The organism is Achromobacter sp. 01N37, from assembly GCF_056399725.1.
In genome coordinates this window covers 121,256-133,812 of record NZ_JBFTRX010000004.1, presented here as the reverse complement: position 1 = coordinate 133,812, position 12,557 = coordinate 121,256, and the positions used below count along the sequence as shown (strand labels likewise).

14 protein-coding genes are annotated in these 12,557 nt (G+C 65.8%); all 14 read left to right on the top strand.

Annotated features, from left to right (window positions below; translation table 11 throughout):
• Window positions 1–23: 23 nt before the first annotated feature.
• The 14 genes from AC1DSJ_RS09640 (at window position 24) to hisC (ending at window position 12,556) form a co-directional block, all read left to right on the top strand.
• Window positions 24–1,001, top strand: a complete 978-nt coding sequence (locus AC1DSJ_RS09640) for a Bug family tripartite tricarboxylate transporter substrate binding protein (protein WP_476760303.1) — start codon at window positions 24–26, stop codon at window positions 999–1,001.
• Window positions 1,002–1,018: 17 nt separating this feature from the next.
• Complete coding sequence (locus AC1DSJ_RS09635) at window positions 1,019–2,080, top strand: NAD(P)H-dependent flavin oxidoreductase (protein WP_441371332.1); 1,062 nt, start codon at window positions 1,019–1,021, stop codon at window positions 2,078–2,080.
• Window positions 2,081–2,432: 352 nt separating this feature from the next.
• Complete coding sequence (locus AC1DSJ_RS09630; RefSeq protein WP_175170678.1) at window positions 2,433–3,269, top strand: ABC transporter ATP-binding protein; 837 nt, start codon at window positions 2,433–2,435, stop codon at window positions 3,267–3,269.
• Window positions 3,266–4,054, top strand: coding sequence for a lipid asymmetry maintenance ABC transporter permease subunit MlaE (gene mlaE, locus AC1DSJ_RS09625; RefSeq protein WP_054421051.1), 789 nt, complete (start codon window positions 3,266–3,268; stop codon window positions 4,052–4,054). The genes AC1DSJ_RS09630 and mlaE overlap by 4 nt, the downstream gene beginning before the upstream one ends.
• Before the next feature lie 12 nt (window positions 4,055–4,066).
• Window positions 4,067–4,558 carry an outer membrane lipid asymmetry maintenance protein MlaD gene (mlaD, locus tag AC1DSJ_RS09620; RefSeq protein ID WP_054421050.1) on the top strand — a complete coding sequence of 164 codons (492 nt, stop codon included), beginning with the start codon at window positions 4,067–4,069 and terminating at the stop codon, window positions 4,556–4,558.
• A gap of 80 nt (window positions 4,559–4,638) precedes the next feature.
• A complete protein-coding gene (locus AC1DSJ_RS09615) occupies window positions 4,639–5,439 on the top strand; it encodes an MlaA family lipoprotein (protein WP_054421049.1) in 801 nt (266 codons plus the stop codon).
• A 38-nt stretch (window positions 5,440–5,477) separates the two neighbouring features.
• Entirely contained in the window at window positions 5,478–6,107 is a 630-nt protein-coding gene (locus tag AC1DSJ_RS09610) for an MlaC/ttg2D family ABC transporter substrate-binding protein (protein ID WP_054421048.1), read from the top strand.
• A 175-nt stretch (window positions 6,108–6,282) separates the two neighbouring features.
• Window positions 6,283–7,095 (top strand): ABC transporter ATP-binding protein, encoded by an 813-nt coding sequence (locus AC1DSJ_RS09605; protein WP_054421381.1) that lies wholly within the window; start codon window positions 6,283–6,285, stop codon window positions 7,093–7,095.
• Window positions 7,092–7,904: an ABC transporter permease gene (locus tag AC1DSJ_RS09600; protein ID WP_342066316.1), complete on the top strand. Its 813-nt coding sequence runs from the start codon at window positions 7,092–7,094 to the stop codon at window positions 7,902–7,904. Before AC1DSJ_RS09605 ends, AC1DSJ_RS09600 begins: the two co-directional genes overlap by 4 nt.
• Before the next feature lie 5 nt (window positions 7,905–7,909).
• Window positions 7,910–8,155 carry a BolA family protein gene (locus tag AC1DSJ_RS09595; protein ID WP_006216842.1) on the top strand — a complete coding sequence of 82 codons (246 nt, stop codon included), beginning with the start codon at window positions 7,910–7,912 and terminating at the stop codon, window positions 8,153–8,155.
• Entirely contained in the window at window positions 8,155–9,423 is a 1,269-nt protein-coding gene (gene murA, locus AC1DSJ_RS09590; protein ID WP_054421046.1) for a UDP-N-acetylglucosamine 1-carboxyvinyltransferase, read from the top strand. Before AC1DSJ_RS09595 ends, murA begins: the two co-directional genes overlap by 1 nt.
• Window positions 9,420–10,094 carry an ATP phosphoribosyltransferase gene (gene hisG / locus AC1DSJ_RS09585; RefSeq protein ID WP_054421045.1) on the top strand — a complete coding sequence of 225 codons (675 nt, stop codon included), beginning with the start codon at window positions 9,420–9,422 and terminating at the stop codon, window positions 10,092–10,094. The genes murA and hisG overlap by 4 nt, the downstream gene beginning before the upstream one ends.
• Before the next feature lie 54 nt (window positions 10,095–10,148).
• On the top strand, window positions 10,149–11,453 hold the full coding sequence (gene hisD / locus AC1DSJ_RS09580) for a histidinol dehydrogenase (protein ID WP_054421044.1): 1,305 nt from the start codon (window positions 10,149–10,151) through the stop codon (window positions 11,451–11,453).
• Window positions 11,450–12,556, top strand: coding sequence for a histidinol-phosphate transaminase (gene hisC / locus AC1DSJ_RS09575; protein WP_441371331.1), 1,107 nt, complete (start codon window positions 11,450–11,452; stop codon window positions 12,554–12,556). The genes hisD and hisC overlap by 4 nt, the downstream gene beginning before the upstream one ends.
• The last annotated feature ends 1 nt before the right edge of the window (window position 12,557 follow it).

The following is a 12,557-nucleotide window of genomic DNA, read 5'->3' as shown; positions in this document are numbered from 1 at the left end:
AAGAGAAAGAGGAGTCACCCAGCATGAAATCACTGCGCCCCCTGATCGCCGCGTTGGCGGCCGTTGCCGCCTTCAGCGGCGCCGCGCAAGCCCAGACCGCCGACTGGCCCGCCAAACCCATCACGATGATCGTGCCCTACGCGCCGGGCGGCTTTGCCGACACGCGCGTGCGGCTGCTGGCGCGCAAGCTGGGCGAATCGCTGGGCCAGCCCATCGTGGTCGAGAACAAGGCGGGCGCAGGCGGCGTGGTCGGCACCAACCTGATCGCGAAGGCGGCGCCTGACGGCTACACCATCGGCACGGGCAACCTGGCCCCCATGGCGGTGAACCCGKCGCTGATGAAGGAAATGCCGTACAACCCGCAAAAGGACCTGGCCCCGATCATCCTGATCGAGAACAGCCCGCTGGTGCTAAGCGTGAACAATGAACTGCCGGTCAAGACGCTGGCCGACCTGATCGCGCTGGCCAAGAAGGAACCGAACAAGCTGTCGTTTGGCTCGTCGGGCGTGGGCGGCGCGCATCACCTGTCGGGCGAAATGTTCCGTGAGCAGGCCAAGATCGACATCGTGCACGTGCCCTACAAGGGCGGCAGCCTGGCCGCAACCGACCTGATGGGCGGCCACATCTCGATGATGTTCGAAATGGGCTACTCGGCCTTGCCGGCCATCCAGGGCGCCAAGATCCACCCCATTGCCGTCACGTCCGCCATGCGTCTGGCCGTGTTGCCCGACGTGCCGACAATGGCGGAATCCGGCTTGCCCGGCTTTGAGTCATACAACTGGCAGGGCATCGTCGCCCCGGCCGGTACGCCCGCGCCGATCATTGCCCGCCTGAACAGCGAGTTCAACCGGATTCTGAAAGAGCCGGATGTGCAAAAAGCCATCGCCGACACCGGCAGCCAGGCCGGCGGCGGCACGCCCGAGGAGTTCGCGGCTTTCATCAAGAGCGAAACCGATAAGTGGGCCCACGTCATCAAGGCTGGAAACATCCAGCTTCAATAACCACGAGGAGTCTTCCCATGGCCACCCGATTGCTTGATCTTCTGAAGCTGGACCACCCCATCATCCAGGCGCCCATGGCGGGCGGCGCCACGACGGTGGAGCTGGTGTCTGAAGCATCGAAAGCGGGGGCCTTGGGATCGCTCGGGGCGGCTTACCTGACCGCCGAGCAGATCGAAGCCGCCGTGGACGGCATCCGCGCCCGCACCGCGCGGCCGTTCGCCATCAACCTGTTCGCGTCGGTGCCGGACGTGCCCATGCAGGGCGACGCCAGCCGGATGCTGGCGCTGGTGGCCCGCTACCACGAACAGCTGGGGCTGCCGGCCCCGGCCATGCCCGGCCCGCAGGCCGACCCGCTGCCCGGCCAGATCGACGCCATCCTGCGGCTGCGCCCGGCGGTGTTCAGCTTCACCTTTGGCCGCATTGCGCCGGACGTGCTGGCGCGTTGCCGGGAATTGGGCATCTTGACCGTCGGCACCGCCACAACCGTGCGCGAAGCGGTGGCGCTGGAGCAGGACGGCGTGGATGCCGTCGTGGCCCAGGGCGCGGAAGCCGGCGGGCACCGTGGCACCTTCCTGGATGAATTCGAACAATCGCTGATCGGCACCATGGCGCTGGTGCCCCAAGTGGCGGATGCGGTGTCGATACCGGTGATTGCCTCGGGCGGCATCATGGACGGCCGCGGTATCGCCGCGGCGCTCGCCTTGGGCGCGGACGTTGTTCAAATGGGGACGGCCTTCCTGACGACAGACGAGTGCGGCATCATCGACGCCTATAAGGCGGTGCTGCCGGCGTCCCGGTCCGAGCAATCCCGCCTGACCCGGGCATTTTCCGGCCGGCCGGCGCGGGGGATTGCCAACGCCTTCATGCGCGACGCCGACGCCATCGCCGGCGATATCCTGCCGTATCCCTTGCAGAACGCCCTGACGCGGCCCATGCGCACGGCGGGCGGCAAGGCGGCCAATATCAACGTACTGTCCCTGTGGGCGGGCCAGGGCGCACCGCTGGCCCGGCGCGAATCCACGGCGAACCTGATCCAGCGTCTGGCCCGGGAAACCCAGGCCGCGCAAACGCGCCGCTAGGGGCTCGATCTCTGGCCGCAGCCCCCTCGCCCTGGCGCGCCCACGGCGCGGATCTGGGCGGATAGGGGTGGATATGGGTGGATATGGGCGCATCACGGCTGATCGGGGCCGGCCGGATTGTCCCTGATGCCGAAAACACTGTTCCACCGGCGGCCTGTCGCGTTGTGATTGCAAAGCGTCGGGCTACAATGGCGCCTCGCCGCTGGGAGCCCGAGTCCGCCTTGGCCCCGGCACCTGAGTAACCGGGCGCTTCCCGCAGCCGCCTGTCTTGCCCCGCCGCATCGGTTTTCCGTCTCGCGAGCCTGCAAGGCAACAGGGCAAGCTCCGCCACCGAAACACCCTTTCGTTGCCCATGCCCGCTCAATCAAGCAGCACCCCGGAATTTGCCCTGCGCCTGGACGGTGTGGCGCTCGGCTACGGTGATTTCACCGTGTTGCGCGACATATCCATGGACGTGCGCGCGGGCCAGGTGGTCGCCATCATGGGCGGCTCTGGCTCGGGCAAGACCACGCTGTTGCGCGCGGCCACTGGCCAGCTCGTCGCCCAGCAGGGCCAGGTAATCGCGTTTGGGCAGGACATCGCCCGCGCCACGCCCGACGAATTGCAATCCCTGCGCAAGCGCATGGGCGTGCTGTTCCAGCAGGGCGCGCTGTTCACCGACCTGAACGTCTTCGAAAACGTGGCGTTTCCGCTGCGGGAACACACCAAGCTGACCGAAGCCGACGTCACCGACCGCGTGCTGGACAAACTTGACGCGGTTGGCCTGCGCGCCGCCGCGCACCTGAAGGTGTCCGAAATCTCTGGCGGCATGGCGCGCCGCGTGGCGCTCGCCCGCGCCGTCGTGCTGGAACCCGAACTCATTCTGTACGACGAGCCGTTCGCCGGGCTGGACCCGATCTCGCTGGGCATCACCGCCAATCTGATCCGCAACCTGGCCGATCGCCTGGGCTGCGCGTCGGTGCTGATCACCCACGACGTCCAGGAATCTTTCGCCATTGCCGACCGGGTGTATCTGGTCGGGCAGGGCAAGCTGGCCGCCTCGGGCACGCCCGAAACGCTGTCGGCGTCGCAAGACCCGTATGTTCAGCAGTTCCTGAAAGGCGAACCCGACGGCCCGGTCGCGTTCCAGTACCCCGAAACACCCGCTTTTCAAAAGTGGCTTTCCGCACAGAAAGGGCGCAAAACATGAGCGGTTCCAACAACGCCATTGGCGCAATGGGCGGCTGGGTGCGCAAGCAAGTCGGCGGCATCGGCTACTTCACCCGGTTCTTTGGCGGCATGCTGGCGCGCAGCGGCATCGTGTTCTCGCGGCCGCGCCTGGTATCGCAACAAGTTCACTTCATCGGCAACTACTCGCTGCTCATCATTGCCGTGTCCGGCATGTTCGTGGGCTTCGTGCTGGGGCTGCAAGGCTATTACACGCTGAACCGCTACGGCTCCGAAGAAGCGCTGGGCCTGCTGGTTGCGCTGTCGCTGGTGCGTGAACTGGGCCCCGTGGTGACGGCGCTGCTGTTTGCCGGCCGCGCCGGCACCTCGCTGACCGCAGAAATCGGTTTGATGAAAGCGGGCGAACAGCTGTCGGCCATGGAAGTCATGGCCGTCGACCCCATTCGCCGCGTGCTGGTGCCGCGCCTGTGGGGCGGCATCATCGCCATGCCCATTCTGGCGGCGGTGTTCTCGATGGTGGGCATTCTGGGCGGCTGGGTCGTCGGCGTCGTGATGATCGGCGTGGACGCGGGCGCCTTCTGGTCGCAGATGCAAAGCGGCGTGGATGTCTGGAACGATGTGGCCAACGGCGTCATCAAGAGCGTGGTGTTCGGCATCACCGTCACGCTGGTTGCGCTTTACGAAGGCTGGCAAGCCAAGCCCACGCCCGAAGGCGTGGCGCGCGCCACCACGCGCACCGTGGTGGTGGGTTCCCTGGCGGTACTTGGGCTGGACTTCCTGCTCACCGCCTTGATGTTTGGAAATTGAAACGGATCGATCATGTCACGCGAAAAAACCGACTTCTGGGTAGGCCTGTTTGTACTGCTGGGCGCGGTCGCGCTGGTGTTCCTGGCGTTGCGGGCTGGCAACCTCAGCACCTTTTCCTTCGCCCCGACCTATACCTTATCGGCCAACTTCGATAATGTAGGCGGCCTCAAGCCGCGCGCCGCGGTGAAAAGCGCTGGCGTCGTGGTGGGCCGCGTGTCCAGCATCACGTTCGACGACAAGACCTTCCAGGCCGTCGTCTCGGTGAATCTGGAAAAGGCCTATCAGTTCCCCAAGGACACGTCGGCGTCGATTCTCACGTCGGGTCTGCTGGGCGAACAGTACCTGGGCCTGACGGCGGGCAGCGAAGAAGAGAACTTTACCGACGGCGGAAAAATCCGCTATACACAGAGCGCGGTTGTGCTGGAACAGCTGATCAGCCAGTTCCTGTATGGGTCCGCCGAGAAGCAAGGGGCGTCGTCCGAGCCCGCAAAAGCACCAAATTAAAGACGATGCGAAAGACGCCGTAACAGGCCTCGCTTCGCCTTCGCAATATCATAAGAATCGTTGATAGGGATGTCCTGATCATGAACAAGAACGCACTTTCCCGAATTGCCACCATCGCGGCGGCGGGTGCCCTGATGGCCGGCTGCGCCGCGCCGCAGAACCCCGATCCGCGCGATCCGTGGGAAGGCTTCAACCGGGGCGTCTACAAGTTCAACGACACGGTCGACCGCGCAGTGTTCAAGCCGGTGGCTCAGGCCTATACCTTCGTCACGCCGCAGCCCGTGCGCAGCTGTGTGCACAACATCTTCAGCAATATGACCGACCTCTGGTCGGGCACGAACAGCTTCCTGCAAGGCCGCGGCCACGACTTCGTGAACACGCTGGGCCGCTTCCTGTTCAACACCACCATGGGCGTGGGCGGCTGCTTTGACGTTGCCTCGGCCAACGGCGCGCGCAAGATCCCGAACGACTTCGGCACGACCCTGGGCGTGTGGGGCTTCAGCCAAGGCCCGTACCTGGTGCTGCCGTTCTTCGGTTCGTCGACGGTACGTGACGGCGCGGGCCTGGTCGGCGACTTCGCCGGCACCACCTACGGCTACATGGGCATCGACTCCATCGACAACGTGCGCCTGCGCAACTCGTTGTGGGGCCTGCGTCTGGTCGACACCCGCGCCAGCCTGCTGAACGCCACCGACACCATCGACCGCGTGGCGCTCGACCCGTACAGCTTCATCCGCGACGCGTATCTGCAACGCCGCAACGCCATGGTCCTGGGCCAGCGCGTGAACGACGAAGACGCGCTGCCCAACTACGAAGACGACGAGGGCGATGCCCCTGCCGCCGGCAAGGCCGCCCCCGTGCCTGCGCCCGCCACCAAGTAAGCTGTGGCTTGCGTTCATCGGTACAGTAAGGAGTTTTAATGCGATTTGCTTTTGTTTCCCTGTTGCAGCGCCTGACTTTCGCAGGCCTCGTCGGCCTTGCCGCCGCCAGCGCCGCACAGGCCAAACCCGACCCCAACGGCCCGCCTGACCAATTCGTCGTCGCGACCGCCAACGAAGCGCTGGACGTGCTCAAAGCCGACGGGTCCGTCAAGGCCGGCAACACCGCGCGCATCAACGAAGTCGTCAACCAGCACATCCTGCCGTACGTCAACTTCCAGAAGACGACGCGCCTGGCCGCTGGCCGCTACTGGCGCCAGGCTTCCGATCCGCAAAAGACGGCGCTGGCCGACGCGTTTCGCGGCACGCTGGTGCGTACCTACAGCGGCGCGCTGACCCGCGTCACGCCCAGCACCACGGTCAAGGCGTTGCCATTCCGTGGCGACCCCAAGGCCGACGACGTCGTCGTTCGCACGCTGATCAGCCAGGGCAACGGCCAGCCGACGGGCGTGGACTACCGCCTGGAAAAAACGCCGCAAGGCTGGAAGATCTACGACATGAACGTCGAAGGCATCTGGCTGATCGAGAACTACCGCAACCAGTTCGCGCAGCAAATCAACCAGAACGGTATCGACGGCCTGATCAAGGCGCTGAACCAGCGCAATCAGTAATTCCGCGGTTCCGGCTGCTTCCGGCCCGGCGCGCCCTTCAAGGCCCGCCGGGCCGATTATTTCGGGGACGGATGACACCCGACTCCCACACGGCTCCCGGGGCCATAGGCGCTTGCCGTCGCGGCGCGCTTATATAATGATCAATTCGCTCTTTTCCGGGCATCCCCCCGCCGTCATGTCAGCCGTCAGTCTCGAAAACGTCTCAAAGATCTACTCGCCGCGCACCCGCGGCTGGCAGAAGCTGCTCGGGCGCACGCCCGCCCCCGGCTTCCAGGCGCTGGACAACGTCAGCCTGAACATCGAGCACGGCGAGTTCTTCGGCCTGCTCGGGCCCAATGGCGCGGGCAAAACCACACTGATCTCGATTCTTGCCGGCCTGGCCCACGCCACGTCCGGCCGCGCGAGCGTCTGTGGATACGACGTCGTGTCCGACTACAAGTCGGCACGGCGTGCGCTGGGCGTCGTGCCGCAAGAGCTGGTCTACGACCCGTTCTTCACAGTGCGCGAAACGCTGCGCATCCAGTCCGGCTACTTCGGCCTGCGCAACAACGATGACTGGATCGACGAGATCCTGTTCAACCTGGGCCTGGCCGACAAGGCCAACAACAACATGCGCGCGCTGTCTGGCGGCATGAAGCGCCGCGTGCTGGTGGCGCAGGCGCTGGTGCACCGCCCGCCGGTCATCGTGCTGGACGAGCCCACCGCAGGCGTGGATGTCGACTTGCGCCGCACGCTGTGGGAATTCATTTCGCGCCTGAACAAGGCCGGCCACACCATCATGCTGACCACGCACTACCTGGAAGAAGCGGAAGCCCTGTGCGGCCGCATCGCCATGCTCAAGCGCGGCCGCGTCGTGGCGCTGGACACCACGCAGGCGCTGATGGCCCGCGTCGGCGGCGTCGACCTGGAAGACGCGTTCGTGCGCATCATGCACCAAGGCGACGAACCCGCCGAGCCCGCCCTGCAACCTGAAGAGATTTCGTCATGACGCCGCCCATCGCGACCGCCAGCCAACCGCTGGTGCAGCCCCGCCTGGACGCGGGCTCCGGCTTTCCGACCCTGCTGCGCAAGGAATTGCTGCGCTTCTGGAAGGTCGGTTTTCAGACCATTGCCGCGCCCGTCATCACGGCGTTGCTGTACCTGCTGGTCTTTGCGCATGTGCTGGAAGGGCGCTTGATGGTCTATGGCACCGTGCCGTACACCGCGTTCCTGATCCCCGGCCTCATGATGATGAGCATGTTGCAGAACGCATTCGCCAACCCGTCTTCATCACTGATCCAAAGCCGCATCACGGGCAATCTTGTCTTCATGCTGCTGCCGCCGCTGTCGCACCGCGACATCTTCGGCGCCTTCGTGCTGGCGGCCGTGGTGCGCGGCCTTACCGTTGGCCTGTTCGTGTGGTTCGTGGCGCTGTGCTTTGTGTCGCTGGTGCCCGAAAACCCGCTGTGGCTGCTGGTCTTCGCGGTGCTGTCCTGCGGCATCATGGCCGTGCTGGGCGTGGTCGCGGGCCTGTGGTCTGAAAAGTTCGACCAGCTGGCCGCCTTCCAGAATTTCCTGATCATGCCCGCGACCTTCCTGTCCGGCGTGTTCTATTCCATTCACACCTTGCCGCCTTTCTGGCAAAGCGTGTCCCACTGGAACCCCATCTTCTACGCCATCGACGGCTTCCGCTACGGATTCTTCTCGGTGTCGGACGTCTCGCCGTGGCGCAGCCTGGCAGTCGTGACGGGGGTGTTCCTGGCGCTATCGCTTTATGCACTGCGGCTTCTGGCCAGCGGCTACAAACTCAGGAATTGACGTCCATGCTTCCCACTCCCGCGCAAGTCCGCCAATACATCGCGGACGGCCTGTCCTGTGAACATCTTGACGTGCAAGGCGACGGTTCGCATTTCGATGCCGTCATCGTCAGCGCCGCCTTCGAAGGCAAGCGCCTGATCCAGCGCCATCAACTGGTTTACGCCGCCTTGGGCGACCGCATGAAGGCCGAAATCCATGCCTTGTCGATGCGCACACTGACCCCGGATGAATACCAGCAAGCAGGCAAGTGATGGATAAGCTCCGCATCACCGGCGGCGCGCCGCTGCACGGCGAGATCTCGATTTCCGGCGCGAAGAATTCGGCCTTGCCGATTCTGTGCGCCGGCTTGCTGACCGCCGATGTGCTGACGCTGGCCAACGTGCCGCACCTGAATGACACGGCCACCATGCTGCGCCTGTTGGGCCGCATGGGCGTGCGCGCCGAGCGCGGCACGGATGGCGTCGTCATGTTGCAGGCCGACCGCGTCGACAATCTGGAAGCCCCGTACGACCTGGTCAAGACGATGCGCGCATCGATTCTGGTGCTGGGCCCGCTGCTGGCCCGCTTCGGCGAAGCGCGCGTGAGCCTGCCGGGCGGCTGCACCATCGGCCAGCGGCCGGTGGACCAGCACATCAAGGGCCTGGCCGCGCTGGGCGCCGAGATCAGCATCGAACACGGCTTCGTGGTCGCGCGCGCCAAGCGCCTGAAGGGCGCGTCCATCCGCACCGACATGGTCACCGTCACCGGCACTGAAAACCTGCTGATGGCCGCCGTGCTGGCCGACGGCCAGACCGTGCTGGAAAACGCCGCGCGCGAACCCGAAGTGGTGGACCTGGCCGAACTGCTCATCAAGATGGGCGCCCGCATCCAGGGCCACGGCACCGACCGCATCGTGATCGACGGCGTTGAACGCCTGCACGGCGCGGAACACCGCGTCATCTCCGACCGCATCGAAGCCGGCACGTTCCTGTGCGCGGTGGGCGCGGCGGGCGGCGACATCCTGCTGAAGAACACCGACCCCGTCATCCTGGGCGCCACGCTGGACAAGCTGGTTGAAGCCGGCCTTACCATCGAAACCGGCCCCGACTGGATTCGCGGCGCCATGGCCACGCGCCCCAAGGCCGTGGGCTTGCGCACGCATGAATACCCGGGTTTCGCCACCGACATGCAGGCCCAGGTCATGGCGTTGAACGCCGTGGCCGATGGCACGTCAGTGATTGTTGAGACCATCTTCGAAAACCGCTACATGCACGTGCAGGAACTGCGCCGCATGGGCGCCGATATCGACATCGACGGCCACACCGCCATTGTGCGCGGCGTGAAGCGCCTGTCTGGCGCCACCGTCATGGCCACCGACCTGCGCGCCTCCGCCAGCCTCGTCATCGCCGGCCTGGCCGCCGACGGCGATACGCTGGTCGACCGCATCTACCATCTGGATCGGGGTTACGACCAGATGGAAGTCAAACTGCGCGCCCTGGGCGCGAACATCCAACGCGTTACCGCCAAGGAACAGGCATGAACGATGCCACGACGAAGCCCCTGACCCTGGCGCTGTCCAAGGGCCGGATTTTTGAAGAAACCATGCCGCTGCTGGCTGAAGCCGGCATCGAAGTAACCGAGAGCCCCGAAAGCTCGCGCAAACTGATCCTGCCGACCAGCGACCCTGGCCTGCGCCTGATCATCGTGCGCGCCTCCGACGTGCCGACCTACGTGCAGTACGGCGCGGCCGACCTGGGCATCGCGGGCAAAGACGTGCTGATCGAGCACGCCAAGGAACAGCCCGGCGGCCTGTATCAGCCCATCGACCTGAACATCGCCAAGTGCCGCCTGGCCGTGGCCGTGCGCAACGGCTTCGACTACGAAGGCGCCGTGCACCAAGGCGCACGCCTGCGCGTGGCCACGAAGTACGTGCACTCAGCCCGTGAACACTTTGCGGCAAAGGGTGTGTACGTGGACATCATCAAGCTGTATGGTTCGATGGAACTGGCGCCGCTCGTGGGCTTGGCCGACTGCATCGTGGACTTGGTGTCCACCGGCGGCACGCTGCGCGCCAACGACCTGGTCGCGGTGGAAGACGTCATGCCGATCTCATCGCGCCTGATCGTCAACCAGGCCGCACTGAAGACCCGCGGCGCCCGCCTGCAACCCTTGCTGGACGCCTTCGAAAGAGCCGCCTCCCGCAACGCCTGACCCCCGCCCGCCGCGATGCCGCGGCGGCCGCTTTCTGCTTTGCTCCATGACGCCATGGCCCTGATCAATCGTCTCGACTCCCGCGATCCCGGATTCAAATCCGCCCTGTCCAAGCTGCTGGCCTTCGAGGCCGCCGAGGACGAGTCCATCGACCGCGCCGCCGCCGGCATTCTGGCCGACGTGCGCACCCGCGGCGACGCCGCGCTGGTGGAATACACGCAGCGCTTTGACCGCATGCCCGCCGCATCGGCCGACACGCTGGAAATTCCCAAGGCCGACTGGCATGCCGCGCTGGCCGCGCTGCCCGCCGCCACGCGCAACGCGCTGGAAGCCGCCGCCGACCGCGTGCGCAGCTACCACGAACGCCAGCGCGCCGAGACCTGGACGTACACCGACGCCGAAGGCACCTTGCTGGGCCAGCAGGTCACGCCGCTTGACCGCGTGGGCCTGTACGTGCCGGGCGGCAAGGCCGCGTACCCGTCGTCAGTGCTGATGAACGCCATTCCGGCCAAGGTCGCGGGCGTGCCTGAATTGATCATGGTCACGCCCACGCCCGACGGCGTGCGCAACCCCATCGTGCTGGCCGCGGCCGCCATTGGCGGCGTGGACCGCGTGTTCGCCATCGGCGGCGCGCAAGCCGTGGGCGCGCTGGCCTATGGCACCGATACCGTTCCCGCCGTGGACAAGATCGTCGGCCCGGGCAACGCCTACGTCGCCGCCGCCAAGCGCCGCGTGTTCGGCGTGGTGGGCATCGACATGATCGCCGGCCCCAGCGAAATTCTGGTCATCTGTGACGGCAAGACGCCGGCCGACTGGATCGCCATGGACTTGTTCTCGCAAGCCGAGCACGACGAACTGGCGCAATCCATCCTGCTGTGCCCGGACGCCGCCTTCATTGAAGAAGTGGAAGCCGCCATCGCACGCCTGTTGCCCACGATGCCGCGCGCCGACATTCTGCGCGTCAGCCTGGCCAACCGCGGCGCGCTGATCCAGGTCCAAAGCCTTGAAGAAGCCTGCGAGATCGCCAACGACATCGCCCCCGAGCACTTGGAAATTTCCACCGAACAACCCGAAATCTGGACGGCCAAGATCCGCCACGCTGGCGCGATTTTCATGGGCCGCTTCAGCTCGGAATCGCTGGGCGATTACTGCGCAGGTCCCAACCACGTGCTGCCCACGTCGCGCACGGCCCGCTTTTCGTCGCCGCTGGGCGTGTACGACTTCCAGAAGCGTTCGAGCCTGATCCAGGTTTCGCACCAAGGCGCGCAAACGCTGGGCCGCATCGCCGCCGAACTGGCGCTGGGCGAGGGCCTGCAAGCCCACGCCGCCAGCGCCCAGTACCGGATCGACAAGCCATGAGCGCGGCCCCGGCGGCAGACGTCGCTGGCCGCATCCAGGGCACGGTTCGCGCCGACATCCGCGAACTGGCCGCGTACCCGGTCGCCCACGCTGAAGGCTGTATCAAGCTGGACGCGATGGAATGCCCGTACGAGCTGCCAGAAGTGGTGCGCGACGACATCGCGCGCGCCGTGCGCGACACGCCGCTGAACCGCTATCCCGCCGCCGACCTCACTGCCTTGCAACAGGCGGTGAAGGCCGGCTTTGGCGTACCGGACGCGGCCGACGTGCTGTTTGGCAACGGCTCGGACGAGCTCATCCACATCATCGTGCAGGCATGCTGCGAACCCGGCGACGTGGTGATGTCACCGTGGCCGTCGTTCGTCTATTTCGATATGGCGGCGCGCTTTGATCACGCCCGTTTCGTGGGCGTGCCGCTGACGGCCGACCTGACGCTGGATCTGCCGGCCATGCTGACCGCCATCCGCGAACACCAGCCCAAGGTGGTGTTCCTGGCGGTGCCCAACAATCCCACGGGCGGGCTCTGGTCCGACGACGACGTGCAGGCGATCGTCAACGCCGCGCCCGGCCTGGTGGTGCTGGACGAGGCCTATCAGCCCTTTGCCGACCGCAGCTGGATGCCCGAGGTGCTGGACGCATCCAACGTCGTCGTCATGCGCACGGTGTCCAAGATCGGCCTGGCGGGCCTGCGCTTCGGCTATCTGGCCGGCCACCCCGCCTGGATCGCCGAACTGAACAAGGTGCGCCCGCCCTACAACCTGGACGTGCTGACGCAAGCCACGCTGATGACGGTGCTGCGCCACAAGAACGTGCTGGACGAGCAGGCTGCGCGCCTGCGCGCCGACCGCGCGCCGCTGGCCGCCGCGCTGGCCGCCTTGCCCGGCGTCAGGGTATTCCCTTCCGCCGGCAATTTCATACTCGCCCGCTTTTCCGGCAAGCTGGACGGCAACGCCGTGCATCTTGCGCTGAAAACGCGCAAAATATTGATTCGTAACTTCTCCAACGCCCATCCGCTCCTGGCGAACTGCCTGCGCATCTCGGTGGGCGCCCCGGCCGAGAACGCCGCCTTGCTGGCTGCCTTGCAAGAGATTTTGAGTGCTTAAC

Coding starts and splice junctions, on each gene's coding strand:
- AC1DSJ_RS09630 (WP_175170678.1), top strand. CDS start 2,433: ATGCCCGCTCAATCAAGCAGCACCCCGGAATTTGCCCTGCGCCTGGAC.
- AC1DSJ_RS09610 (WP_054421048.1), top strand. CDS start 5,478: ATGCGATTTGCTTTTGTTTCCCTGTTGCAGCGCCTGACTTTCGCAGGC.
- AC1DSJ_RS09595 (WP_006216842.1), top strand. CDS start 7,910: ATGCTTCCCACTCCCGCGCAAGTCCGCCAATACATCGCGGACGGCCTG.
- hisG (WP_054421045.1), top strand. CDS start 9,420: ATGAACGATGCCACGACGAAGCCCCTGACCCTGGCGCTGTCCAAGGGC.
- hisC (WP_441371331.1), top strand. CDS start 11,450: ATGAGCGCGGCCCCGGCGGCAGACGTCGCTGGCCGCATCCAGGGCACG.
- mlaD (WP_054421050.1), top strand. CDS start 4,067: ATGTCACGCGAAAAAACCGACTTCTGGGTAGGCCTGTTTGTACTGCTG.
- hisD (WP_054421044.1), top strand. CDS start 10,149: ATGGCCCTGATCAATCGTCTCGACTCCCGCGATCCCGGATTCAAATCC.
- AC1DSJ_RS09600 (WP_342066316.1), top strand. CDS start 7,092: ATGACGCCGCCCATCGCGACCGCCAGCCAACCGCTGGTGCAGCCCCGC.
- murA (WP_054421046.1), top strand. CDS start 8,155: ATGGATAAGCTCCGCATCACCGGCGGCGCGCCGCTGCACGGCGAGATC.
- AC1DSJ_RS09615 (WP_054421049.1), top strand. CDS start 4,639: ATGAACAAGAACGCACTTTCCCGAATTGCCACCATCGCGGCGGCGGGT.
- AC1DSJ_RS09635 (WP_441371332.1), top strand. CDS start 1,019: ATGGCCACCCGATTGCTTGATCTTCTGAAGCTGGACCACCCCATCATC.
- AC1DSJ_RS09605 (WP_054421381.1), top strand. CDS start 6,283: ATGTCAGCCGTCAGTCTCGAAAACGTCTCAAAGATCTACTCGCCGCGC.
- mlaE (WP_054421051.1), top strand. CDS start 3,266: ATGAGCGGTTCCAACAACGCCATTGGCGCAATGGGCGGCTGGGTGCGC.